Below are 24,059 nucleotides of genomic sequence, written 5' to 3' on the forward strand. Positions count from 1 at the left end.
AAGCTAAAAAGTTGATTAGTCAAACACTCCAGGAATATAATCAGGTAGTAAACCGCTGCAAAGATACCTTTGTTAAGAAAACGAAAGATTACGGAACTGCCTGGCGTGTGCTAAGGTTGCCCTCCATCACAGACCAGATCTTTATCAAGGCGCAACGCATCCGCTCCATTCAGGAAAAGGGGAAGCAGTTGGTGGAGGATGATATTAATGGGGAATTTGTTGGCATCATAAACTACTGCGTTATCGCTTTAATGCAGTTGAACCTGCCAGCGGATGCACCACTAAGCTTGTCTGCCGACGACGTGGAGCGCGAGTACACGCATCACATAGAAGAGAACATCAAACTGCTGAATGCCAAAAATCATGATTACGGCGAGGCCTGGCGCGATATGCGGGTAAGCTCCATTACCGATATTATCCTCATGAAGCTTTACCGCACCAAGCAGATAGAGGATAACGAGGGGCAGACGCTGATTTCGGAAGGCGTTGAAGCTAATTACCGGGACATGATCAACTACGCCGTATTTGCCTTGATCAAGTCAGGCTTTGCGGAGCAGGTGAAATAGTGTATCCCGCAGGTGTACAGGTGCATTAGCTTTACGTGTAGCTGAGTGCCTGATGATGCTGTAAATTATAAATCCATAGACTTTCTCTCTCAAAATAATGAAATACATAAGCAAATTTTGCTGGCTGTTTGTGGGCGTGTTGTTCATCTTCTCAGGCCTGATCAAAATAAACGACCCGGTTGGCACTGCCATTAAGCTGGAAGAGTACTTTGAAGTATTCTCCACTGATATTGCCCCTTTCTTTAAGTCTCTGGAGCCACTGGCGCTGTTCTTTTCAATCTTTTTAAGTGCCCTTGAAATTGTGCTGGGGGTGGCGCTGCTTATCCGCTGGAAGCTGAAGGAGGTGCTGGTAGCCTTGCTGGTGATGATCGTGTTTTTCACTTTCCTTACTTTTTATTCAGCCTACTTTAACAAAGTAACAGACTGCGGCTGCTTTGGCGATGCCATCAAGCTAACTCCCTGGGAGTCGTTTACAAAAGATATTATACTGCTGGTAATGATCCTGGTACTGTTGTTTACACAGCGTTACCTGAAGCCATTTACTAAGCCTGCTATCGGTGCAGCTGTAACGGCACTTACCGCCATACTCTCAGTTGGCATTGGCTGGTATGCCTATGAGCACCTTCCGTTCATAGATTTCAGGGCATACAAAGTGGGTAACAACATTCCTGTGCTCATGAAAGCGTCGGCTCCGCTACGTTATAAGTATATCATGACGAAGGGTGGCGAAGAGCAGGAGTTTGAAGAGTACCCGACCGATCAGAGCTATACTTTCAAAGAAATGGTAGCCATAAATCCGGAAGATGGCCCTAAGATAACTGACTTTAACGTTTGGAATGACCAGGGAGACTTTACACAGGAGGTGCTGAGCGGTACCAAGCTGCTGATTATTGTGCAGAGCGTGGCCAAAGCAGACCGCGATGACCTGGGTGCTATAAATGCACTGGTGAAAGCAGCAGAGCAGCAGGGGATAACACCTTTGGTAGTTACCAGTAGCAGCGGGCAGGATTTTGAGGTATTCCGGCATGAGGCCAACCTGGCTGTCCCTTACTTTTACGGAGATGGAACAGTTCTTAAAACAATTATCCGCTCTAATCCCGGTATCCTGCTACTCCAGAACGGCACCGTAAAAGGTAAATGGCATCACAACGATACCCCTGAGATAGGAGAAGTGCAGGAGCTGTTAACAAAATAGTGATCACGATCTATTATTCAGCAGGATGAGAGTGTTTTTGATTGGCATGATGGGAAGTGGTAAAACTACTCTTGGCCGTCAATTGGCAAAACTGCTGCAGTACACTTTTGTTGACCTGGATGAGTACATCGAGCAACAAGAGAACAAAACTATTCCTCAGATCTTTCAGGAAGAAGGGCAGCAGCGGTTCCGGCAATTGGAGCGGCAGGCGCTGGAGCGCTTGGTTGCAGCGCAGGATCGGGTGGTGGTTGCGACTGGTGGAGGGGCGCCCTGCTTTTTCGATAACATCAGTTTTCTGAACCGGCATGGAGAAAATATTTTTTTAGATGTGCCACTGGACGAAATTGCTAAAAGATTGCAGCTTGCTGACCTGGAGCAAAGGCCTTTGCTTGCCGGAAAAAGTATGGTAGAGGTTAAGTTGTTTTTAGCCAAAACATTAGAAGAAAGGAAACGGTTTTACGAGCAAGCGAACTACGTTATTAGTGGCACTCACATTACACCAGTGCAGTTGCAATACTTACTCAACCATAAATAAAGCGACTCGTTATAAGTTTATACAAGGTGTTTAACTTATAGCGCCATTTAAAAAAATAAGTAGTTTTGCATCGAAAACGAGTACAGCAAAATCAACTATGAAACCTAACCACAAAGGACGTGCTCAGCTCTTCCAGAATCCGATTCTTGAGAAGATGACCAGAACGCATATTGCCCTTCCAATTTCAATTTTCCTGATCATTGCCGTTGGTCTTATTTACTATGGCCTGACGTACAGCTTTATTAATGTGCTGGAAGCCATTGGCTTCTTCTTTTTAGGCTGGGTTATCTTTACTCTGCTGGAGTATCTGGCCCACCGGTATGTTTTTCATATGGATACCGGCACGCCAACCAGAGAGCGGTTGCAGTACCTGTTCCACGGGAATCACCACGAATATCCAAAGGATAAAAAGCGCCTGGCGATGCCTCCAATCGTGAGCATCCTGTATGCTTCGGCCTTCTTCTTTATTTTTAAATTGATCTTCGGTCAGTTTGTGTTTGGGGTAGTAGCTGGCATGCTGTTCGGCTATGCCATGTATTTATTCGTGCATTATGCCGTGCATGCGTATGCACCGCCTAAAAATTTCCTGAAGCAGCTCTGGATACACCACAGCATTCATCATTACAAAGATCCTAACGTGGCATATGGCGTATCGTCGCCTCTCTGGGACTTTATACTAGGCACTATGCCGAAACGATCAAAATAGGTATAGCAGTGTTATATGAAAAAAGGAGCCGAAAGGCTCCTTTTTTCATATTTTGTACTACCTTCTGATCTTCCTGAATAGCCAGACAATTATCAGCACAACAACCACAATAATGATGAGTGCTGTCCACATACCGGCTTCAAATACATCTCCGATAAAGTCACAACTGCTAAGTGTAAATGTCAGCAGTATGATGATGGCCATTAAATAAGGTCTTATATTCTTCATAGTTTTACTTTTTAAATTGTGTGGAGTAAAAGGCGTGTCCCACGACCAGTAAGCCCGAAGGCTTCAGTCATATGACGATATTACCATGTTATTGTTACTGTGTTACGGCTGAAAAGGTTAAGCCAGGGTTTATAGGATATACAGGTTAGGGTGTTAGTCCGGAGATATTGAAAAAAGTACAACAGCGGATGTAGGGAGTACGGTGTGGTATGCAGAGGTGCTGGTACATTGTGGCGAGGCGCTATTTGAAAAAGTAGCTATAAAGCTGTATATTTAGATGGATCTATACTCCCGTTAGAGCACAAACCCTGAATGAGTATGCGTAATATTACCATCCTGGAAGACCAAGTTTATAAGGTTGACATCCATCTGGCTGAGTCTTTGATGCATGTCACCTGGAAGCAGCACATTGAAGGGGATTTGCTTCAGGAAAAGTTTCTGCAACTACTTGATATCATCAGGAGGTTTAATCCGAGAAATTGGTTTGGAGACGCAAGGGCAACACACTACATAACTATACAGGATGCAAAGTGGTTGTTGCTTAACTTTATACCTTCCCTGATAGAATCATCGGTACTCAAATATGCCCGGCTTGAATCTACAAATAGCTTAATGGTGCTTGACTCCATGAGCCTGCAGGATAAGATCAATGCGCTGCCCCAAAATAAAGCCGGATCATTTGAATTCAGATTTTTTACGGATGAGGACCAGGCGCATCAATGGCTGGCTATCTGAAAAACAAAAAATAAGAATTGCCATCTTCTTCTCCACTAAAGCGCGTGATCCAACTTTCCTTACCCGTAAGGGCATTATAGCGTATGGTTGCAATGTAAGTGGCTGCACCTAAACCCTTCCGGTAGCTCGTGCCAGTTACATAAACTCCTCCAGCATTATCTACAGCAATGGCTGTGGCTTGTGTAATTTGATACGCACGATAGCTTTTTTTCCACAATGTTTTACCTGCAGGCGAGACTTCCTGCAGGCGAGACTTTAAGTATGGTAATACTACTCATTGGCCCATCTTGATACGAGAAGGAGTGGCGGGATGTACTGGTGATGTAGCTGTTGCCTGCAGCATCCATAGCCATGGGAGTAATCATTTCGTTCTGCTTTGGTTATTGTGCAGCAGTACTGAATCTTTATTATAGCGTGTTAGAATATGGAGAGCAGAGGCAGAACAGCAGGGCTACTGGAGCCCTGGGAGTTGCAGGGTATTTTATCTGCAAGGAAAGCAAGTGATTGCAGTAACGAAGTTGCTTAGCACTAAACAAAAAAGCCACTAACGATTTGACTCGTAAGTGGCTTTTGCTCCCCCTCCTGGGCTCGAACCAGGGACCCCATGATTAACAGTCATGTGCTCTAACCGACTGAGCTAAGGAGGAATTTCGGTTAATCATCTGCGACTTTCTCGCTGATTGATGGTGCAATATTACGGCAGTTTTACTTACTACGCAAGTATGGAGCTAAAAAAATCTTTCATAAATCTGTAATTGGCTGTAAATCAAACAGAAATTTTTTAGTTATAAATATACAGCAGGGAGCCATTCAGAGATGTTTTGTACTGCTTAAGCCCATAAACTGCCGGGCCAGCCATTACGTTTCCCTGAAAATCGAACTGAGACCCGCAACACTCATCAACAACAAAGAGATTCGACTGGTCTACTTTTACCTGAGAGCAGGCGGCAGTCGGGTCATAAGGGCAGGCCCTTTCGAAGGCAGTATAGAGTCCGGCGTTCTGGCGCACTACCAGAATTCCTTTATATCCACCATTAAGATATACATACCCGCCATCCTGGCGGAGTTGCGGGTACTGGAGGCTACTGACATTTATTTGTTCGCTTACCGGTACATCAGGTATGGCTGGCCCGTTATAGGTATCCTTACAGGAGCTAACAATACTAAAAAGCACCAGAAACAGCCAGAGTCTATTCATAAGTATAAAAGCCCTTGCCTGTTTTGCGGCCATGGTGCCCGGCATCCACTTTCTGCTGTTGAATACGACTTGGTCTGAATTTAGGATCATAATGAAAAGCCTCGAACATGGAGGTTGTAACCGAGTAATTTGTGTCAACACCGATCAGGTCCATCAGTTCAAAGGGCCCCATCTTAAAGCCACTTGCCTGCATCAGTTTATCGATGGTCTCTACATCTGCCACGCCCTCTTCGAGCAGCTTTAACCCTTCTACATAGAAATGGCGCGCTACACGGTTAACGATAAAACCGGGAGAATCTTTTGCCATAACCGCTGTTTTTCCAAGCTTTTCAGCCAGCAGCTTTACGGTTTCAGCAGTTTCCGGCGATGTGGCAGCTCCAGATATTACTTCTACCAGCTTCATGATGTGGGCAGGATTAAAGAAGTGCATGCCAACCACACGTTCCGGGTTAGGCACGGAAGCCGCAATCTGGGTAATAGGGATAGACGAAGTGTTGGAGGCAAGTATGGTGTCGGGCGTATTGATGTCGGCAAGCTCTTTAAAGACGCTTTTTTTAACTTCCAAACGCTCCACAATAGCTTCGATGATAACATCGCAACTCAACTGCAGGGTTTCTCCTGTAAAAGAAAGATTGTCCAAAGCAGTTTGTTTGTCGGCCTCTGTAAGCTTGCCACGCTCAATGCCTTTTGTCAGGTTTTGGGCGATGGTTTGCTTAGCTTTCTCCAGTACCTTGTCATTGATATCGAAAAGGATAGTTTTGTACCCCGCCTGGGCACATATCTGTGCAATGCCCTGCCCCATAGTACCAGCTCCAACAACACCAATTGTTTTAATGTCCTCTAACGTCATAGCTCTAATTGTTGCTTATAAAAGAGATGAGTGAATGCTTTGCTATACTTGTACGGCAAAACATTCACTCATTCCATCTATCGTTTATTCAAAATTAAATAACCCCTTCAAACTGGCGCAGGAAGCGCACATCGTTTTCAGTGAAAAGGCGCAGATCTTTTATCTGGTATTTTAGCATAGAGATACGTTCTATACCCATACCAAAGGCAAAGCCTGAGTATACCTCCGGATCAATGCCGCTGCTCTGCAACACTGCCGGATCTACCATGCCAGAACCCCCGATCTCTACCCAACCGCTGCCTTTGCAAATGTTACAGCCTTCGCCTTTACAAATAAAGCAGGTAATGTCGATCTCCGCACTTGGCTCCGTGAAAGGGAAGAAAGAGGGGCGGAAACGTATCTGTGTGCCTTGCCCGAACATCTCTTTAGCAAAATAATAAAGCGTTTCTTTCAGGTCTTTAAAGCTCACGCCTTTGTTTACATACAAGCCCTCTACCTGGTGGAACACCATGTGTGCACGTGCTGAAATAGCCTCGTTACGGTACACCCGGCCTGGCATGATGCTGCGCAGTGGCGGCTGGTTATTCTCCATCAGTCGCACCTGCACCGTGGAAGTATGGGTACGGAGTAATTTATCTTTGTCCTCGCTCAAAAAGAAAGTATCCTGCATTTCGCGGGCAGGGTGGTTCTCCGGGAAGTTCAGGGCAGAGAAGTTGTGCCAATCATCTTCCATTTCAGGCCCTTCTGCCACATTAAAACCAATACGCTCAAAAATACGCACGATCTCACGGCGTACCAGCGAAAGCGGGTGGCGGGTGCCAAGCGTGTTTGGTACTGTGGGCAGGCTAAAGTCAAAGCTAGTGTCACCTGACGTGTCAGCAGCGCTGGCTAATTGCTCCTGCGCCTGGTCAAACCGTTCCTGGGCGCGGTTCTTTAGTGTGTTTAACTGCTGGCCTACCTCGCGGCGCTGCTCCGGGGCAACTTCTTTCAGGTTGTTAAACAGGTCAGCTATAAGGCCTTTGCGCCCAATATAGGCTATGCGGAATTGCTCCAGTTCGGCAGCGTTGGTAAGTTGCGCTGCCTCTATCTCTTGTGCTACTCTTTGTATGTTATCCACCATAATATGCAAAGATAAAATTACTACAGGAAATTAAGTATTTTTATACAGGGTAATTGGTTCGTCTCAGTTCCATTTAAATTTCCTTTCTGAACATACGCAACTTGCCAGCTTTGCAACAGGAAATTTGTTCTGGTACCTGCTAGATGCGCTTGCTATATCTTGCTGAGGAAAAGTGGGATGAGTTAAGACTGTATATGGCAATACTACTATATAGTTTGTAGGTTTACCGACCGAAACCCCTCGTTTACCGACTTCTGTTTGGGGTCAGCCTATTTGCTATAGACCTGATGTGGCTTTAGCAGTACATTTGAACAGAAATCAAATACAAAGACTATGGAAAATCAAGATCAGAACCCAAACAACAATTACGGCGGAAACTGGGAAACCCCTCGTCGTGGCAGCAACGGTAAAATTATGGGAGGGCTATTACTTATTACAATTGGCCTGGTTATACTTGCTACAAAGCTGAATTACTTCTTCCTGCCCGGGTGGGTTTTCTCCTGGCAGATGTTCTTGATCGTTTTGGGGCTTTTTATTGGCTTTCGTCACAACTTCAGAAAGCCTTCGTGGCTGGTGCTGATCATAATCGGTACGGTGTTTCTGTTAAACGATCTGATTACCGGTTTTAACATTAAGTTCTATTTCTGGCCAATATTATTGATTGGTATAGGACTATGGGTGATGCTTAAGCCAAAAGGTAACTATTATCGGCATGCCGCACCGCGCAGGCCGCGCAGAAGCATGAGCGAAGACCCGAATGAGCAGGAAGCTTCTTTCAATTTACTGGGCAATGATACTTCCACAGAAGATTATGTAGATTCTACAGCCATATTCGGAGGCGTTAAGAAGAACATTATCTCTAAAAACTTCAGGGGTGGCGAAATTGTAAGCGTTTTTGGTGGAACAGAGTTAAACTTAAGCCAGGCAGACATTCAGCAGCCTGTTGTACTGGAAACCACGCAAATATTTGGCGGCACTACACTGATCATTCCCCCTAATTGGGAGGTAAAGTCCGAGGCAGTAGCCATACTGGGCGGTATAGACGATAAACGCCCTATCTTACACGGCGGCTATGATCCTAACAAAGTGCTGATCCTGAAAGGTACCACCATGCTGGGAGGCCTTAACATCAAAAGTTACTAACGTTTAGGTGCCATATATGTCCTCTGTGCGCGTTCTGTCGATTTACCTGGCCTGGGCATTCTTATGGATGCTGGTCCAAACCACCTTGCTGTGGTGGATGGGGGTGAGTTGGGAAATGGCAGTCGCGGACGCAGTGCTCACTAACCTGTTGCTGGTAGGCAGTGGTTATGCTATGACCCGGGGGCTGCGCTACTATCAGCCAAGCGTAAGAGAAGGGGCTTTTTTATTTGGCTGGAGCCTGGCTCTGGCGGCCATTTGCGTTACCGTATTTTACTGGCTTACCGGGTGGTTATACAGCAGCAACCAAGTATACCTGGCCTTTGTGCATGCTACCCTGCCTGTGCGGCTGGTGTACGCCTGGCTGATGGTGCTGTTGATCCTGCTCTTAAGCTGGATGTGGTTTTATACGCTGGGGCGCCAGCAAGACGAAGACCGCAAAGTTGCTACCGAGAAACTAGCCCGCGAGGCAGAGCTTTATAACCTGCGCCAGCAGCTGCAGCCACACTTTCTGTTCAATAGCCTTAACTCCATCAGTGCGCTGGTGGGGGCACGGCCAGAGCAGGCCCGGAACATGATACAGCAATTGTCAGACTTTTTGAGGGGGACCCTGCGCAAAGATAATCAGCAACTGGTGCCCTTGGCAGATGAGCTTAAGCACCTGCAGCTATACCTGGACATTGAAAAAGTGCGGTTTGGGCACCGCCTGCAAACCACTGTTGATGTGCAGGATGAAACAACTGACATGCAGTTGCCAGCCCTCCTGTTGCAGCCAGTGGTGGAAAATGCCATCAAGTTTGGCCTCTATGATACTATCGGAGACACAGAGATAAGCATTACGGCAACTGCTGAAGACAACCACCTGCTGTTGCAGGTCAAAAACCCATACGACCCGGAAACCGTGCGTCCGCAACAAGGCACTGGTTTTGGCTTAAGTTCGGTGCAGCGCAGGTTATACTTGCTGTACGCACGGCAGGACCTGTTAAAAACCCGGCAGCAGGGGCATACATTTATCGCTACCATCAAAATTCCACAACAACTATGAGTAAGTGCCTGATTATCGACGATGAGCCATTGGCAAGAAGCATTGTGGCCGAATACCTGCAGCAATATCCGGATATAGAAGTGGCACAAGAGTGCGGCGATGGGTTTGAAGGTGTAAAAGCGATCATGCAGCACCACCCTGACCTGATCTTTCTGGATATACAGATGCCGAAGATAAACGGCTTTGAAATGCTGGAACTGGTTGATCAGGCACCGGCAGTTATCTTCACTACCGCTTATGATGAATATGCCATTAAGGCTTTTGAGGCCAGTGCCGTGGATTACCTGCTGAAGCCGTTCAGCAAGCAACGCTTTGACGCGGCAGTGCACAAATGGCAGGAGCAGCGTAAGGTGGCGGCGGCAGGGGAGAAGCTTCAGCAACTGGAGGAGATGCCTGCCAAGCAGCCCGAAGAGCAGGTGCGGATCGTGGTGAAAGTTGGCAACAATATCCGCATCATACCTGTTTCGGATGTGCAGTACCTCGAAGCATATGACGACTATGTGAAGATCCATACGAAAGATGGATCCTTCCTGAAGAAAAAGACCATGAGCTACTATGAAAACACCCTCGACCCCAGGCATTTCGTGCGCGTGCATCGCTCTTACATACTTGCCCTCGCCCAACTCACCCGAATAGAACCCCTGGAAAAGGATAACCACGTGGCGCTGCTGAAAAGCGGTGAACGGATTCCTTTGAGCAAAAGCGGTTACACTAAATTAAGATCTGTTTTAGGATTATAATTTTCTGTGATAAGCTTTGAGTTGCCATGCAGTTTGCCTGGCCTGAATTTCATAGCGTTTGCCTTTCATTTGAGTTTGTAACATGAAACGGGTTCACTCCGGGTAAAGCCACAGGTGAAGCCCTTATATAGCAGTTTTGTATATTATTTAGATACAGCTTGCTAGCGCTTACAATACAAGGAAAAAGGCACAAAAAAACAGCCTTGGAAACTTTGGGGATAAAAAACGTTTCCATAGTTTTGTGGTGTAATGGGTACTGAAGAAAGCACAGAAACTAAAAGTAAGATCCTGCAGGGAGCCTTTGAGCTGTTTTGCCAGCGGGGTGTAAAAAGCGTGTCGATGGATGACATTGCCCAACACTTATCCATGTCTAAAAAAACGATCTACAAGTGGTTCGACAACAAGGATAAAGTGGTGCATGGTGCCTGCAAAGGCTTTTTACATGAGGTGGAGCAGGATTGCGAATGCTCTATGACAGGGGCAAATAACGCAATTGAGGAGCTGTGGAGGCTTATGGAAATGACAAAGCGCATAGTAACCAGGGTGCACCCCTCTATTTTCCACGATGTACAGAAGTATCACGGTGATAGCTGGCAGCTCTGGGTAAACCATAAGTATGATTTTATGCTGGATAAGATTAAGCTGAACATACTCCGTGGCGTGGCCGAAGGCTTGTACAGAGGCGATCTGGATGTAGAGATAATGGCGCGTATGCGCCTGGGCATGATAGAAATGGCCTATGATAATAAACTATTTCCACCTCATGAGTTTAACCTCCAGAAAGTGCAGCTGGATATGCTGGAGCATTATATGTTGGGCATGGCTACCCTTAAAGGGCACAAAATGATCAACGAGTACAAACATATAGTTGAAGAAGAATAAACTACCTACTACTACCTTTTAAATTATGAAAAAGACAATCTGCCTGTTGGTGTCCTGCTTCATCCTGTTAGGTTTGGCAAGGGCTCAGGCACAGGACGCGCAGCCGTTTAGCCTGCAGGAAAGTATAAACTACGCACTGCAGAACCGTGCCAGCCTGAAGGCTACCCGTAACGAGGAGAAAATAGCCAAGGCAAAAGTAGGTGAGATCAGGTCCATTGGTTTGCCGCAAATAAACGGGTCGCTGGATATGGGAGATAACTTTGTGCAGCAGAAGACATTTCTGCCGTCAGAATTTTTTAATGACCCCAACGATCCGAACTCCCCTCCGCCAGGTACCTTCGTGCCGGTTACTTTTACGCCGGCCTATACCGGTACAGCTACGCTAACAGGTAGCCAGATGCTGTTTGACGGTACTTACCTGATAGGGTTAAAGGCTGCTAAGACATACACCGAACTCTCCCGCAAAAGCACCATTCAAAGCGAAATTGAGATAGCGGAGCAGGTATCAAAGGCCTATTATGGCGTGCTTGTAAACCGTGAGCGAATGGAGCTGCTAAACCAGAACCTGACAAGACTGGATACCCTGCTGAGCCAGACCAGGATCATGTTTGATAACGGCGTGGCAGAGAAGCTGGATGTGGACCGCCTGCGGGTGTCGTTAAACAACCTGAAAGTAGAAAAGCAGAAAGCACAGCGCCTGATGGACTTGAGCGAAAGCCTGTTAAAGTTCCAGATGGGCATCGAGCAGAGCCAGCCCCTGCTGTTGACAGATGATCTTGCAGAGGTTGAGGTAAGTATGGCCCAGCTTGCACCTGAGAGCTTTGACTACAACAGCCGCATCGAATACTCCCTGCTTGAAACACAGCGCGAACTGGCAGAGCTTGACCTGCGCAACAAGCGCTCCGGTTACCTGCCAAAGTTATTTCTGAATGCCCGCTATGGTTACAATGCGGCTAACAATCAGTTTAATGAGATAACTAAGCCCGGTAACTGGCTGGAGTATGGCTATGTAGGAGGGCAGCTTCAGGTGCCAATTTTTGATGGTTTGCGCAAACACTATCAAATACAGCAGGCAAAGCTGACGCTGGAGAACACCAAGTTTGGGTTTGAGTCTCTGCGCCAAAGCATAGACCTGCAAATAAAGCAGGCGTTAACGGAACTGACCAATGCCCTGGATGTGCTGGATTCGCAAAAGGAGAACCTGGACCTGGCTCAGGAGATCGCGCGAGTGGCGAAGATCAAGTTCCAGGAAGGCGTAGGCACGAACCTGGAGGTGGTTACCGCCGAGACCGATCTGCGCCAGGCCCAAACAAATTATTACGCAGCCATTTACGATACCCTGATTGCCAAAGTGAACCTGGAGAAAGCTACCGGTTCTTTACTGACTAAATAAAACTATCGAAAAACACCAATTGCTAAAACGGAAATGAAACAAATACTAGGAATATCATTTGTGGCGATCATGCTTGGTCTTGCTTCCTGCAACAGCAACGACAAGGAGGCGAAGCTTCAGGAGCTGAAAGACAAGCAGGCTTCCATTCAGGAGCAGATAGAAGAACTGGAGTCTGAGCTAAAAGCAGAAGGCAAAACAGTAGTTAAAGAGAAAAAAACGGTGCCGGTAAGCGTAGCTTCCCTGGATCAGGATACTTTCCGCCATTACCTGGAGGTACAGGGCAAAGTGGATTTTGACCAGAACGTGCTGGTAAGCGCAAAGGTACCAGGCGTACTGACAAGCGTGCGTGTTGAGCGCGGCGACCGTGTATCCAAAGGCCAGACCATGGCAACCATTGATGCGCAGGTGCTGGAGCAGAATATCGCAGAGCTGAGAACGCGCCTGGAACTGGCAAATATTGCCTTTGAGAAGCAGAAGAACCTCTGGGACCAGAAGATAGGTACGGAAATGCAGTACCTGACAGCAAAAAATAACAAAGAAGCCCTGGAGCGTAGCCTGGCTACCCTGCAGCAGCAACGCGATCAGTACAACGTGAAAGCCCCGATCAGTGGTGTGGTAGATGACGTGATCCCGAACTCCGGTGAGGCAGTAGCCCCGGGTATGGGTATTATCCGCGTGGTAAATACGCAGGGAGGCAAAATTGTGGCAGAGGTGTCAGAGGCTTACCAGGCCAAAATAAACAAAGGTGATGTAGCTGTCGTGTATTTCCCGGACCTCAAAAAAGAGGTGGAAACTACTGTGGATGTGGTTGGTAACTATATTAACCCGACAAGCCGAACCTTTACTGTTGAACTTCGCCTGAAGAACGGCAATGCTATAAACCTGCGGCCTAACATGATAGCTGTTGTCCGCATTCAGGATTATAAAAATGATGAAACCATTGTGCTTCCGATTAACCTGGTGCAGCAGGATGAAAAGGCTGAATATATATATGTCGCCCAAAAGGAGGGAAACCGTTACGTGGCAGTCAGGAAAGAGATCAAAACAGGCATGAGCTACAACGGTAAAGTGGAGGTTCTGAGTGGTTTGTCTGCAAGCGATAAGGTAATTACCGCTGGTTACCAGAATCTAAACGAGGGGCAGCCTGTTGTGTTTACAGAGGGCAATAATAGCCTGACGAATAAGTAAGAGTGCCTTTTAAAGTATAAACTATGAAACAGTTTAAGCCAACCAGTTGGTCCATCGATAATAAGACCAGTATCTATATCGTCACCATCATTATCACGCTGGCAGGTATTTTCTCTTATATAAATCTTCAGAAAGAGAATTTCCCTGATATCGTTATCCCAACGGTATTTGTAAGCACCATTTATGCGGGTACCTCTCCATCAGATATGGAGAACCTGGTAACGAGGCCTATCGAGAAGGAGATCAAAGGTATAAACGGGGTTAAAAAAGTAACTTCTAACTCCGTGCAGGATTTCTCTATGATCACAGTGGAATTCAATACCGATGTAGAAGTAGCGCAGGCAAAGCAGCAGGTGAAAGACGCTGTGGACAAGGTGCGTGTTGACCTGCCCACAGACCTGACGCAGGAGCCAAACGTGCAGGAGGTAAACTTCTCGGAGATTCCGATCATGTTTGTGAACGTGTCCGGTAACTATAGCCTTGACAGGCTGAAAAAGTATGCTGAAGACCTGCAGGACCGCATAGAGGGATACCCGGAAATTACCCGCGTAGATATTGTGGGCGCTCTGGATAAAGAGGTACAGGTAAACGTGGACCTTTATAAAATGCAGGCTGCCAAAGTAACTTTCAATGACATTGCAAATGCCATCGCCCGTGAGAACGTAACCATATCGGGTGGTAATGTTACTGTGGGTGAGGCCAAGCGCTCTGTGCGGGTAGTTGGCCAGTATGTAGACCCTAACAAGATCGGTGATATAGTGATCAAATCTTTGCCCGGTGCCAACATCCAGCTGAAAGAAATTGCCGAGGTAAAAGAAGGGTTTGAGGAGCAGGAAAGCTTTGCCCGCCTGGATAATGCCCCTGTTATTACCCTTAACGTGATCAAGCGAAGCGGCGAGAACCTGATCGAGGCATCTGACAAGATACGCGAAACCATTGATGAGATGCAGGGCACTACGCTGCCAGATGATCTGAAAATTACGGTCACAGGCGATCAGTCTAAAATGACGCGCCACACCCTGAACGATCTGATCAATACCATCATTATCGGTTTTGTGTTAGTAACGCTGGTCCTGATGTTCTTTATGGGCACCACCAATGCCATATTTGTAGGGTTATCGGTACCGATCTCAATGTTCGTGGCTTTTCTCACGTTCTCTTTCTTTGGCATATCGCTCAACATGATCGTACTGTTCGCCTTCCTGCTTGCTTTAGGTATTGTAGTGGACGATGCCATTGTGGTGATTGAGAACACGCACCGAATTTTTCATACTACTAGCTTAAGTATAACCAAGGCTGCCAAGGTGGCCGCCGGAGAGGTATTTATACCAGTGCTGGCCGGTACACTTACCACAATTGCACCCTTCTTTCCGCTGCTTTTCTGGCCGGGTATTGTTGGTAAGTTCATGCAGTACCTGCCCATCACCCTTATCGTGACGCTGGTGTCTTCGTTGTTGGTTGCTTTTATCATTAACCCGGTGTTCGCGGCGTCTTTCATGAAAAAAGATCACGACCACACAAAAGAGGTCGCAACAGGCTCAGGTAAGTTCTTCTGGATTCTGATAGCCGTAGGGTTTGGTATTGCTGTGATCGGTTACATAACGGGCTGGTATGGTACAGCTAACCTGGTGATGCTTGTGGTAGTGTTGGCGCTGCTGAACAAGTATGTATTTACGGGCATGATCAACAAGTTCCAGAACAACCTGCTCCCTCGCTTTATGACGGGCTACGAGAAAATCGTTCGTTGGATGCTGGTAGGTAAAAGGCCTGTCGGAGTGTTTCTGGGAGTGATAGGCCTATTAATTTTTTCAGTTGTTTTAACAGCCATCCGGCCGCCTAAAATGGTGTTCTTCCCATCCGGTGATCCGAACTTTGTGTATGCCTATATTAATATGCCTATCGGTACGGATCAGGCTGTAACAGACTCTGTTACGAAGATCGTAGAGAAGCGCGTTTACAATGTGATAGGAGAGAATAACCCGAATGTTGAGTCCGTGATATCTAACGTGGCGATCGGGGCCGGAGACCAAAATGAGCGCAGTACAACGCCACAATCTCACAAAGGAAAGGTTACCGTTGCCTTTGTTGAGTATAAAGACCGTCAGGACGATGTTTCTACCAGTGATTACCTCAGCCAGATAAGGGAGGCAGTGCAGGGAATACCTGGAGCTGACATTACAGTAGACAAAGAGCAGAGCGGCCCGCCTGTAGGTAAACCGATCTCTGTTGAGATAGCAGGTGAGGACTTTGAAGGACTTATCACATTGTCAAAACAGGTGGAGCAGTACATCGACCAGCAAGGGATTGGCGGCATAGAAGAGCTGCGCTCCGACCTGGAAGACAGCAAACCGGAGATCGTAGTGAACATCGACCGTGAGCGTGCTAACCGGGAGGGCATCAGCACCGGGCAAATAGGTCAGGAAGTACGGACAGCAATCTTTGGTACGGAGGCCTCCAAGTTTAAACTGGACGAAGAGGAGTACCCGATACAGGTGCGTTATGCAGAGCCTTACCGCGACAACATAGATGCGCTGATGGATATGCGCATTACGTACCGCGACATGAATTCAGGGCAGGTGCGCCAGATCCCGCTTTCGTCGGTGGCAAGTATAGATTACTCCACTACCTACGGCGGTATCAAACGAAAGAACCTGAAGCGTATGGTTACGCTGCAGTCTAACGTGCTTGATGGCTATAACCCTAATGAAGTGGTTCAGCAGATAGAGAGCGCTTTGCAGAATTTCCAGACACCGGAAGGTTACGAGGTGAGAATGGGTGGCCAGCAGGAAGAGCAGCAGGAAACGATGGTGTTCCTGATGCTTGCACTGGTAGCAGCCTTCCTGATCATCTTCCTGATATTGGTTACCCAGTTTAACTCGGTGTCGAAGCCGTTCATTATTTTATCTGAAGTCCTGTTCTCGATCATCGGTGTGCTCCTGGGCTTCTCGATATTTGGAATGGATACTTCTGTAGTAATGACAGGGGTGGGTATAGTGGCCCTTGCCGGTATTGTTGTGAAGAACGGTATCCTGATCGTAGAATTTACGGATAAGCTGCTGGAGGAGGGTATGAGCCTGAAGGAAGCGATTGTAGAGGCCGGTAAAACGCGTCTGAACCCAGTATTGCTGACGGCAACGGCTACAGTGCTTGGTCTTATTCCGCTGGCCATCGGTTTAAACCTTAACTTCTTTACCTTGTTCAAGGAGTTTAAAGCAGGTTTCTTCCTGGGCGGCGACAGTGTTGCTTTCTGGGGACCTCTGGCCTGGACGATCATATTTGGCCTGAGTTTTGCTACCCTGATTACCCTGCTGATCGTGCCGGTAATGTATTTGCTGAATGAGAAGCTTAAAGATAAATTAATCGGAAAGAAGAAGCGTGAAGCAGCAAAACTGCAGGCGCAGGAGCTTCCTGTAAACGGAAAAGTTAGAGAAGAATACACAGTTTAAATTACTATGATTGCTACAAATAACGCTATTGAGAAAGAGGTTATCCGTATCATTAGCAAAACAAAAGAGATAAAAGCGGATCGTCTTCAGGCAAGCAGGTTGCTGCAGGACTTCGGGTTCGATACTGTTGACTTAGTAGATATTATCCTGGAGCTGGAGAAAAACTTTCATATAACCATCCCGGATGAGGTTCCCATAGATACAGTAGGTGATTTTATTGACTTCGTGGCCACGCATAGCATCAGAAAGGCCAGCTAGAAGAGAAAGTAAAGTTGTATAACGTGAAAGCCCCGGAGCATGCTCCGGGGCTTTTTTATGCTTTAGTAGGTATAAGCGAATACTGAGTAAGGCTGTTTTAAGTCTGCAACTTGTGCCCGAGCATAGCAGGCTTCACCTAATAGTTGCTGACCACGTGAAGTACTAAAGTAAATCTAATGCAATAGGTTGAGTAAAGTATTTCTATAGCTTGGTGTTTAAAAAATGGAGATCCGGAAGGCCTTTAATTTTTTGTCCAGGGCTTTGGCATTGCCGCAAACGCTGTCCAGCAGTGCCCAGAAATGCGGGCCATGGTTTTTCTCTACCGTGTGGGCCAGTTCGTGCAGGATCACGTAATCGCAGAGAGCTTCAGGCAGGCGCATCAGGTGCAGGTTCAGGTTGATATTGTTCGTATGAGAACAGCTCCCCCAACGGCTCTTTGCATTCTTGATAAACACGTTCTGATATTCAAATCCAAACTTTTCAGCAAAATAAGCTACACGCTGAGGCAGGTACTGCTTAGCCTCCTTGCGGTATGCATCTTCAATGGACTGACGAATGAACTTCTGTACATCAGTGTCGCGTACCTCCTTAAAGGCAGGATAGAACACATTAATATAACCGTTCTGAATCACACAGCGCATGTTATACTGTGCATGCGTCAGCAGGCGAAGCGTGTGGTGCTTCGTCTTAAATTCAGAAGAACCATCGTACACGGTTAGCTGCTGCTCGTGCTGCTGCATGCGTGCCTGGTGCTCCTTTATCCAGTCTGTTTTGGTATAAATAAGTTGTTCTGCTTTCTCAAAGCTGATATGCGGTGGAACTGCCACCCGTATACCTTTCAAAGGCCTCACGCTAATGCTAAGACGCTTTGCTTTGTCGCTCCGCTCAATCAGAACTTTTCCGATGCCGTCGATGTGGACGTTAACAGAAGTAAGTCGTAAAAATGTTGAAGACATTTTACTTTGGCTAAAAGTTAAAATACAAAATCCTCTGGTCAAATATAAAAAATAATTTCCTTAGAAAACTATAGTAGAGAGGCCTTTTATGTTAATTTATGTAAATTTCAGTATTCGTATTGTACTATATTTTAATCTTTTAAGAGATATAGAAATGGGGTGCTGGAGGTATTGAAAGCTATAATAATACAAAAAAAGAATGCCGGCTAAACTACTTTAGCCGGCATTCTTTACTTAAAATTATTTTTAAAACTTTTACCTGATGTTACCACCGGTAGGCTGGTCATCGTGCGGGTTTTTGTGAGAACGGCTGCTATCAGTGGTCGAAGAACGTAATGTTGGCTCTTTACTGCTTGTAGCGGATCCTTTCGCATCTGTGGAATGGCCCTGAGACGAGTGGTCTTTTTTAGGGCTATCCTGCTTCTGGTTCTTAGGTTCTCCCTTCGTAGGATTAGGGTCGTTACGGTTCTTGTCGCTTACATTACGGTATTGCTCACCGGTATGCTTATCCGGAATTCTACCTGTCTTAAGGTCGCCTTTTGCATCCTGTGCAGTTTTTTCCCAATCTTTCTTATCAGTGTTTTTTCCTTTATTTGTTTCCATAGTTTATCTGTGTTTATCGTTATTTATAATTCTTTTCCAGTTTCTATCTGTACAGTTCCCTCAACCTGGTTGCTGTACTTTGGAGTGCCAAAGGAGGTATCTGCATTATGAGCGCCCTCTGTCTGTGGCTGGTGTTTCTCTGTGTCTTTCTGTTGCATCTCCCACTCCTTAAACTTATCAAGCTCTGACTTGATGCTGGTCATAAACCAGGCCAGTAAGCTGGCATCGTCCAGTAAGCCAATTACCGGAATTACGTCCGGAATCAGGTCGATCGGGGACAGAAAGTAAATGAACACGGCAATTCCACCTACAATAGTAGGGGTAGGGATTCCTTTATACTCTCCGGATGTGGCTGATTTAATCAGACGCGAAAGCAATTGCAGGTTCTCCCACACTTCGCCAGCCAGTGCACCAACGCCTTTTTTAGCCGTTGCCTTCTTAAAAGCGTCATTCAAAAGCTTTGCCACCTTCGACGGATGTTTCAGGTAAGTTTCAGCTTTTTCAAGGATCTTTTTGAAGAAAGGGCTTTGTGCAATATTTTTTCCGTCTGGTCTTTGATTCTCCATGATTGTGTACGTGCTTATACTTATTGTGTTTGGTGTACTGTTTAGCTAACCTGCTCGGGGTATTAATGTTTATACGCTAATTATGATGCAATTTGCTGAAAGTAATGCTAACCTACCTATACTTGATGCCAGTAAAATTGTTATGGTAGTGCACAAACAAAAAGCCCTGCAGCTTTTTTGCTGCAGGGCTTTTTGCTGTATAATTTATGTGCTTAGTTTACACGGCCGCCTGCATAGAAATAGTTACGATAGTAAGGTTCATTAAGAGAGCTCACCATCACACCTCCGTTCGTAGCCGAATGTATAAATTTGTTGTTTTTGAGGTAGATGCCCACATGAAAGATAGGCTGCTTAGGGCCCCTGCGGAAAAAGACAAGATCACCGGTCTGCATTTCATCTTTTTTAATATGTTGTACATCCCGGAACATCGATTTTGAGCTTCGGCTGAGGCGTATCCCATATACTTCGCGGTAAATACTGCTAACAAAGCCTGAGCAGTCGGTGCCTTTCCGCGAGCTTCTGCCATAGCGGTAGGGGGTGCCTATCCAGCGGGTTACCGTCTGGGCTAGCTGCCAGCTTTTGGGTTTGGTGAACCGCATGTTCAGCTTTTGCGAATAAAATTCTTCAGCGGCTGCTGTTGCCTCTTCTACCGGCTCGTAAAATTCCATTGCCCGCACCATGTCTTCGCCAGAGTTAATAGCGTAAGGAGTGATTTTAAAAGTGGTGGAGGCATGAGCAGGAGCTGACGACTTTGCCGGTGTTACTTCGTAAAAGTAAGATAGTGTGAGCGAGAGTATCGCAAGGGCACTAAGTACAATGGCTTTTGTCATAGGGTTTAGCTTGTTATTTGCCGGTAAAGGGCATAAACAGTGTCACCTTTGCTGCCCGGGCAGCGTAAAAAAATTGCACCAAAAGTAAGCAACTGACTAAGCTGTGTTTGGCTTTCCAGTTTTTAAGGCTGGCAAATCTACTTACAAAAGTTCAAATGGCCAAACAACGCCAAAAGCTTACCTGTCTGTAAATGTGGTACATCTGTCCGGTTAAGCATTTGTTTTCCTGGCAAAGCCGCCTGGTCAGTGGTGAACATTAAAAAAAGTACTAGCGGGCTTATGCAGCGATGAAATATAAAATTGTAGAAAAATCTTTATTTGCACGAATTGCACGGCTAGTGTTAAAGAGCAAAAACGTTGCCATGGTACTTGGCAAAACAATTCACCTGAGTGGAGTAGATCGCGGTACTTTTCTGAAAGACGAGGGTTGGGTAGCACATGAATTGTGCCACGTGAAGCAGTTTAAAGAGCACGGCTACTTCCGTTTTCTGTGGCTGTATCTGCGGGAGTCGATGCGGGTAGGTTATTATAATAATAAATATGAGGTTGAAGCCCGGCTGGAGGGCATCAAGCACCGCAGGCACATGAGCCCGGCAAAGCGTGCCGATAGTACTGTTACCCCAACTGGACTGCCTTTTCCTGCTGATGAAAAAGAAGGAGAATGACTCACCAATAATACTGTTGACCGAGACCTGTACAGAATTTTCAAATTAACAATTTAGCCCTTCGCCCGTTATTGTTAAAGCGATTTATTGTTAAACCACAAAACAAACTTAAACATGGCGCATAAACTAGACGGCAAAAAGATTGCCATACTTGTAGAAGAAGGATTTGAACAGGTGGAACTCACAAAGCCATTACAGGCTCTGAAAGACGAAGGTGCAGAGGCGCACATCATTTCACCAAATAAAAACCGAGAGATAAAAGCCTGGAACCACACTGATTGGGGAGATAAATTTGAAGTTGATAAGAAACTGAACGAGGTGAGTGCGGATGATTATAACGGCTTACTGTTACCGGGAGGCGTTATGAACCCGGATCACCTGCGTGCAAATAAAGATGCTGTTGCGTTCGTGAATAAATTCATGGAATCAGGTAAACCGGTTGCAGCTATCTGCCACGGGCCCTGGACGCTGATTGAAACTGGCAAAGTAAAGGGTAAAAAAATGACCAGCTACCATACGTTGCAAACAGACCTGAAAAATGCAGGCGCGGAATGGGTTGATCAGGAAGTAGTCGTCGACAATGGTTTGGTCACCAGCCGAAATCCTGACGATATACCGGCATTCAATAAGAAAATGATCGAAGAGTTTGCCGAGGGCAAGCATAATCGTTAACCCCGGTCTGTAACTCTAAAAAGAAAGCCGCACCAACACCTGGTGCGGCTTTCTTTTTAAAGGCCCGGTACCAGCCGGAAAAGCTGTGGTGCATTATATTCAAGCAACACCGCCAGTACCAGGTCCAGCATAAAAAGAAAAAAGCCCTGCAGCACCACTGCTTTACCCCAGCCTAACAGTTTTTCGTTTCTGACAGAGTTTTTAGAACGTTCTTTCAAGTATACTCCCAGCATCATATAACCCAGGTCCAGGCCCACGTTCAGGTATATGATTGTTTTATACCAGCTATGCAGGCGCAGACTCTCAGGTAGTGCGCGTATCAGTGCGTCGTCAGACAGAATATTATGCAATGCAATGGCTGCAATAAGTAGGTTAACCACGTTCCAGTAAAGGTTCATCTGGTAAAAGTGCTTGCTGGCCCTGGTTGAGTTTGTAAGCCTGAAACTGCCTACAAGTATATTCAGGATAGCCCATCCGCCCAGTAGTAATATACCGGTCCGGAGTATATTTTCCTGGTGTATATTAAAGGTGCTGAGGGCTTCACTTTGTGCTTGTGCAGCACTGCTTAAAAGAATTAGAAAAAGCAGACACGACAGTCTTCTCATATTCTGAATTATTTTGCTGCTGCTACCGTACTGGTGCCTGCAACATAAAAGTTTGTAATAGTTTGAATTAGGAGGTAGAAAGGCTATATATGATAGTTACTAATTAGCCTGCGGCTTTGCCACAATGTCTAAACCTATATTTACTTCGGGGTAAATAGTTTTTTCGCCCAGAGAGTTGTCGGAGCGGTATACCAATCCCCATTGAGTGCGGTCGATGTTGAAATTGGCTTTAGCCTTTATCAAGTTATTATCCATGGTTACCTTGGCCGGAAAGGAGATGCTTTTGGTTTTCCCTTTTAAGGTAAGGTTGCCCGTAACTTTGTGCGTTGGGTTTTTAACACGCAGAGCACTGTCTGGGGTTCTAATGGGTAATTCCTGTGGTTTGTTCTTGGTGCTGTCATAGGGGGCAATGCCAGTCAGTTCAAAGACTGCTGTCGGGTACACATTGGTGTCAAAAAAGTCAGGGGACTTTAAATGGTTGGTTAGTTTTGTGTTGCTGTTTACGTCGATTGTCTTGTCACTGGATTGCATATGCGTCATGTCTATAACAATGGTGCCTCCCGATATTAAGCCATTTGTCATTTGCAGCTCACCTTCCTTTATTTTGAAGTATCCGTTGTGCCTGCCGGTCATCTTAGAGCCGATCCAGGTAATCTCACTTTTTGTGGTATCTATTACAAAAGTATGGGAGGGTGTCGCCGTAATTTTTTTAACAATAGCATCTCCTACCGCTGCATTATCTGTTTTCACAGTCGTGTCGCAGGAGCTTAATACTATAAGGCAGGCAAATAGGGATAAGGTGAAGTAGTGCGCTATATGCAAATTCAGTTTGCTCATGTAAAAAGACTTAAGTTGAAGTGTAGCAGCGGATTACAGGTCTATTTGAATACGTTTTTTTAGTTAAAATGATATGACCGGCCTACCTTATGTGTTACCTTTGTAAGTAGGTATCGCTTCCACGCTTTGTTTATCTTTTGATTAACGTCAGAAACCTATGGCTAAGTATGCCTGTAGTACTTTTGGGTGTATATCCAGGTCTGCCCTTTGACCGGTATTATCAACTTTCAGCAGCTTTTCAAAACTTAAGCTGTAGCGTGCACCTGCTATAAAACGATAAACACGTACCTCAAGCCCGGCAGCTGCACCATAGTCAAAGGTGTTGTAATCTTTCAGGGCAACTTCGGTACCTTCTTCTTGTGCTGATACCATAACGTTGACCTGGGGGCCTAAATGCACACTCACATTTTTGGTAAGATTCAGGACCGCAAGTATGGGCACCTCCAGGTAATCGAACCTGAAAACGGAGTCCGCATGTTCATAACCCTTTCGGGAGTAAAGTATTTCCGGGCGTACGGCCAAATAGTTATTCAATCCGATCTGCGCAAATACTCCTGCATGAAAGCTGGTGTGGTTACTTGTCTCCCCCAGTATTGTTTTGTCGTTGCCGTAAATGTCAGAGAAATTTAATCCTGCTTTTACCCCAAGCCAGGAGTTAAGCATGCCTGCCTCCACTTGGGCTGTTGAATCGACCTCCTGTGCATGTACCGCTATTGAGCAGAGCAGCAGCAGGAGAATTATAGATATTTTTTTCATAGTTAATGGTTTGTGTCGCCGTCCGCGCCAGCTTATACCTTTTGCTTCTGTACGTTGTATGATGCTTTATACTTAGTAGGCTTGATGTAAAGTTACGTTGGTTACTTTGGGGGAGTATGCAGTGTGCACTGTGCTGTGCAATAAGGGTATACATGGTAATGGATATGTGTACTTTCGCTGAAGCCTTTACTCAAATTGGATTGGTAAATAAATTAGCAGGGATTGCTAACATAATTTGATTATTTGGCAGGGTAATATGAAAATATTAATAAAATTGAGTTTTTATAACATAAACTTAACATAGAGTAGTGGATAACTATGGGTAATCAACATGGTTATCCACA

The 24,059-nt window shown here is 45.9% G+C and carries 28 protein-coding genes and 1 tRNA gene; 15 read left to right on the forward strand and 14 right to left on the reverse strand.

What is annotated here, in order from left to right; translation table 11 throughout:
• Positions 1-11: 11 nt before the first annotated feature.
• The 4 genes from ACSX1A_RS18370 (at position 12) to ACSX1A_RS18385 (ending at position 3,002) form a co-directional block, all read left to right on the forward strand.
• Positions 12-566: a DUF1599 domain-containing protein gene (locus tag ACSX1A_RS18370; RefSeq protein WP_439881095.1), complete on the forward strand. Its 555-nt coding sequence runs from the start codon at positions 12-14 to the stop codon at positions 564-566.
• 97 nt (positions 567-663) lie between these two features.
• Positions 664-1,761, forward strand: a complete 1,098-nt coding sequence (locus ACSX1A_RS18375; protein ID WP_439881096.1) for a BT_3928 family protein — start codon at positions 664-666, stop codon at positions 1,759-1,761.
• 25 nt (positions 1,762-1,786) lie between these two features.
• Positions 1,787-2,296, forward strand: coding sequence for a shikimate kinase (locus tag ACSX1A_RS18380; protein ID WP_439881097.1), 510 nt, complete (start codon positions 1,787-1,789; stop codon positions 2,294-2,296).
• Between the two features lie 97 nt (positions 2,297-2,393).
• Positions 2,394-3,002 carry a sterol desaturase family protein gene (locus tag ACSX1A_RS18385; protein WP_439881098.1) on the forward strand — a complete coding sequence of 203 codons (609 nt, stop codon included), beginning with the start codon at positions 2,394-2,396 and terminating at the stop codon, positions 3,000-3,002.
• Between the two features lie 57 nt (positions 3,003-3,059).
• Here the strand turns inward: ACSX1A_RS18385 and ACSX1A_RS18390 are convergent, their stop codons facing one another.
• Positions 3,060-3,230, reverse strand: a complete 171-nt coding sequence (locus tag ACSX1A_RS18390) for a hypothetical protein (protein ID WP_439881099.1) — start codon at positions 3,228-3,230, stop codon at positions 3,060-3,062.
• 318 nt (positions 3,231-3,548) lie between these two features.
• Here ACSX1A_RS18390 and ACSX1A_RS18395 point away from each other — a divergent pair, with 318 nt between their 5' ends.
• Positions 3,549-3,965, forward strand: a complete 417-nt coding sequence (locus ACSX1A_RS18395) for a hypothetical protein (RefSeq protein WP_439881100.1) — start codon at positions 3,549-3,551, stop codon at positions 3,963-3,965.
• On the opposite strand, the gene ACSX1A_RS18400 is transcribed toward ACSX1A_RS18395, so the two are convergent.
• The 6 genes from ACSX1A_RS18400 to pheS form a co-directional block, all read right to left on the reverse strand.
• The gene (locus ACSX1A_RS18400) at positions 3,958-4,182 is read right to left on the reverse strand and encodes an SBBP repeat-containing protein (RefSeq protein ID WP_439881101.1); all 225 of its coding nucleotides are present in this window, start codon (positions 4,180-4,182) and stop codon (positions 3,958-3,960) included. The two genes, ACSX1A_RS18395 and ACSX1A_RS18400, sit on opposite strands and share 8 nt — an antisense overlap.
• A 4-nt stretch (positions 4,183-4,186) precedes the next feature.
• Positions 4,187-4,330, reverse strand: coding sequence for a hypothetical protein (locus ACSX1A_RS18405; RefSeq protein ID WP_439881102.1), 144 nt, complete (start codon positions 4,328-4,330; stop codon positions 4,187-4,189).
• Positions 4,331-4,538: 208 nt separating this feature from the next.
• Positions 4,539-4,612, reverse strand: a tRNA-Asn gene (locus ACSX1A_RS18410).
• A gap of 134 nt (positions 4,613-4,746) precedes the next feature.
• The gene (locus tag ACSX1A_RS18415; protein WP_439881103.1) at positions 4,747-5,163 is read right to left on the reverse strand and encodes a hypothetical protein; all 417 of its coding nucleotides are present in this window, start codon (positions 5,161-5,163) and stop codon (positions 4,747-4,749) included.
• The gene (locus ACSX1A_RS18420) at positions 5,156-6,013 is read right to left on the reverse strand and encodes a 3-hydroxyacyl-CoA dehydrogenase NAD-binding domain-containing protein (RefSeq protein ID WP_439881104.1); all 858 of its coding nucleotides are present in this window, start codon (positions 6,011-6,013) and stop codon (positions 5,156-5,158) included. Before ACSX1A_RS18420 ends, ACSX1A_RS18415 begins: the two co-directional genes overlap by 8 nt.
• A gap of 94 nt (positions 6,014-6,107) precedes the next feature.
• Positions 6,108-7,133, reverse strand: coding sequence for a phenylalanine--tRNA ligase subunit alpha (gene pheS / locus ACSX1A_RS18425; RefSeq protein ID WP_439881105.1), 1,026 nt, complete (start codon positions 7,131-7,133; stop codon positions 6,108-6,110).
• A 333-nt stretch (positions 7,134-7,466) separates the two neighbouring features.
• Between pheS and ACSX1A_RS18430 the strand changes: the two genes are divergently transcribed.
• The 8 genes from ACSX1A_RS18430 to ACSX1A_RS18465 all read left to right on the forward strand — a co-directional run bounded on the left by ACSX1A_RS18430 (position 7,467) and on the right by ACSX1A_RS18465 (position 17,225).
• On the forward strand, positions 7,467-8,276 hold the full coding sequence (locus tag ACSX1A_RS18430) for a LiaF transmembrane domain-containing protein (protein WP_439881106.1): 810 nt from the start codon (positions 7,467-7,469) through the stop codon (positions 8,274-8,276).
• A 16-nt stretch (positions 8,277-8,292) separates the two neighbouring features.
• Positions 8,293-9,318 carry a sensor histidine kinase gene (locus ACSX1A_RS18435; protein ID WP_439881107.1) on the forward strand — a complete coding sequence of 342 codons (1,026 nt, stop codon included), beginning with the start codon at positions 8,293-8,295 and terminating at the stop codon, positions 9,316-9,318.
• Positions 9,315-10,058 carry a LytR/AlgR family response regulator transcription factor gene (locus tag ACSX1A_RS18440; protein ID WP_439881108.1) on the forward strand — a complete coding sequence of 248 codons (744 nt, stop codon included), beginning with the start codon at positions 9,315-9,317 and terminating at the stop codon, positions 10,056-10,058. The genes ACSX1A_RS18435 and ACSX1A_RS18440 overlap by 4 nt, the downstream gene beginning before the upstream one ends.
• 249 nt (positions 10,059-10,307) lie before the next feature.
• Positions 10,308-10,940 (forward strand): TetR/AcrR family transcriptional regulator, encoded by a 633-nt coding sequence (locus ACSX1A_RS18445; protein WP_439881109.1) that lies wholly within the window; start codon positions 10,308-10,310, stop codon positions 10,938-10,940.
• A 25-nt stretch (positions 10,941-10,965) separates the two neighbouring features.
• Positions 10,966-12,333 (forward strand): TolC family protein, encoded by a 1,368-nt coding sequence (locus tag ACSX1A_RS18450; RefSeq protein WP_439881110.1) that lies wholly within the window; start codon positions 10,966-10,968, stop codon positions 12,331-12,333.
• A gap of 33 nt (positions 12,334-12,366) precedes the next feature.
• The gene (locus tag ACSX1A_RS18455) at positions 12,367-13,521 is read left to right on the forward strand and encodes an efflux RND transporter periplasmic adaptor subunit (RefSeq protein WP_439881111.1); all 1,155 of its coding nucleotides are present in this window, start codon (positions 12,367-12,369) and stop codon (positions 13,519-13,521) included.
• 23 nt (positions 13,522-13,544) lie between these two features.
• Complete coding sequence (locus ACSX1A_RS18460; protein WP_439881112.1) at positions 13,545-16,967, forward strand: efflux RND transporter permease subunit; 3,423 nt, start codon at positions 13,545-13,547, stop codon at positions 16,965-16,967.
• A gap of 6 nt (positions 16,968-16,973) precedes the next feature.
• A complete protein-coding gene (locus ACSX1A_RS18465; RefSeq protein ID WP_439881113.1) occupies positions 16,974-17,225 on the forward strand; it encodes an acyl carrier protein in 252 nt (83 codons plus the stop codon).
• Between the two features lie 215 nt (positions 17,226-17,440).
• Here ACSX1A_RS18465 and ACSX1A_RS18470 read toward each other — a convergent pair whose 3' ends face one another.
• The 4 genes from ACSX1A_RS18470 to ACSX1A_RS18485 form a co-directional block, all read right to left on the reverse strand.
• A complete protein-coding gene (locus ACSX1A_RS18470; protein ID WP_439881114.1) occupies positions 17,441-18,181 on the reverse strand; it encodes a M48 family metallopeptidase in 741 nt (246 codons plus the stop codon).
• Positions 18,182-18,436: 255 nt separating this feature from the next.
• Positions 18,437-18,784 carry a hypothetical protein gene (locus tag ACSX1A_RS18475; protein WP_439881115.1) on the reverse strand — a complete coding sequence of 116 codons (348 nt, stop codon included), beginning with the start codon at positions 18,782-18,784 and terminating at the stop codon, positions 18,437-18,439.
• A gap of 23 nt (positions 18,785-18,807) precedes the next feature.
• Positions 18,808-19,350 carry a YkvA family protein gene (locus ACSX1A_RS18480; RefSeq protein ID WP_439881116.1) on the reverse strand — a complete coding sequence of 181 codons (543 nt, stop codon included), beginning with the start codon at positions 19,348-19,350 and terminating at the stop codon, positions 18,808-18,810.
• A 212-nt stretch (positions 19,351-19,562) separates the two neighbouring features.
• The gene (locus tag ACSX1A_RS18485; RefSeq protein ID WP_439881117.1) at positions 19,563-20,180 is read right to left on the reverse strand and encodes a C40 family peptidase; all 618 of its coding nucleotides are present in this window, start codon (positions 20,178-20,180) and stop codon (positions 19,563-19,565) included.
• Between the two features lie 287 nt (positions 20,181-20,467).
• On the opposite strand from ACSX1A_RS18485, the gene ACSX1A_RS18490 reads away from it, so the two are divergent.
• Both ACSX1A_RS18490 and ACSX1A_RS18495 read left to right on the forward strand, forming a co-directional pair.
• On the forward strand, positions 20,468-20,845 hold the full coding sequence (locus ACSX1A_RS18490) for a hypothetical protein (protein WP_439881118.1): 378 nt from the start codon (positions 20,468-20,470) through the stop codon (positions 20,843-20,845).
• Positions 20,846-20,959: 114 nt separating this feature from the next.
• On the forward strand, positions 20,960-21,517 hold the full coding sequence (locus ACSX1A_RS18495) for a type 1 glutamine amidotransferase domain-containing protein (RefSeq protein WP_439881119.1): 558 nt from the start codon (positions 20,960-20,962) through the stop codon (positions 21,515-21,517).
• A gap of 56 nt (positions 21,518-21,573) precedes the next feature.
• On the opposite strand, the gene ACSX1A_RS18500 is transcribed toward ACSX1A_RS18495, so the two are convergent.
• From ACSX1A_RS18500 to ACSX1A_RS18510, 3 genes are all read right to left on the reverse strand, one after another.
• Complete coding sequence (locus tag ACSX1A_RS18500) at positions 21,574-22,122, reverse strand: DUF6992 family protein (protein ID WP_439881120.1); 549 nt, start codon at positions 22,120-22,122, stop codon at positions 21,574-21,576.
• A gap of 99 nt (positions 22,123-22,221) precedes the next feature.
• The gene (locus ACSX1A_RS18505) at positions 22,222-22,959 is read right to left on the reverse strand and encodes a YceI family protein (protein WP_439881121.1); all 738 of its coding nucleotides are present in this window, start codon (positions 22,957-22,959) and stop codon (positions 22,222-22,224) included.
• Between the two features lie 147 nt (positions 22,960-23,106).
• The gene (locus ACSX1A_RS18510) at positions 23,107-23,715 is read right to left on the reverse strand and encodes a porin family protein (RefSeq protein WP_439881122.1); all 609 of its coding nucleotides are present in this window, start codon (positions 23,713-23,715) and stop codon (positions 23,107-23,109) included.
• Positions 23,716-24,059 lie beyond the last annotated feature (344 nt).

The organism is Pontibacter sp. MBLB2868 (assembly GCF_051904785.1).
GTDB lineage: Bacteria > Bacteroidota > Bacteroidia > Cytophagales > Hymenobacteraceae > Pontibacter.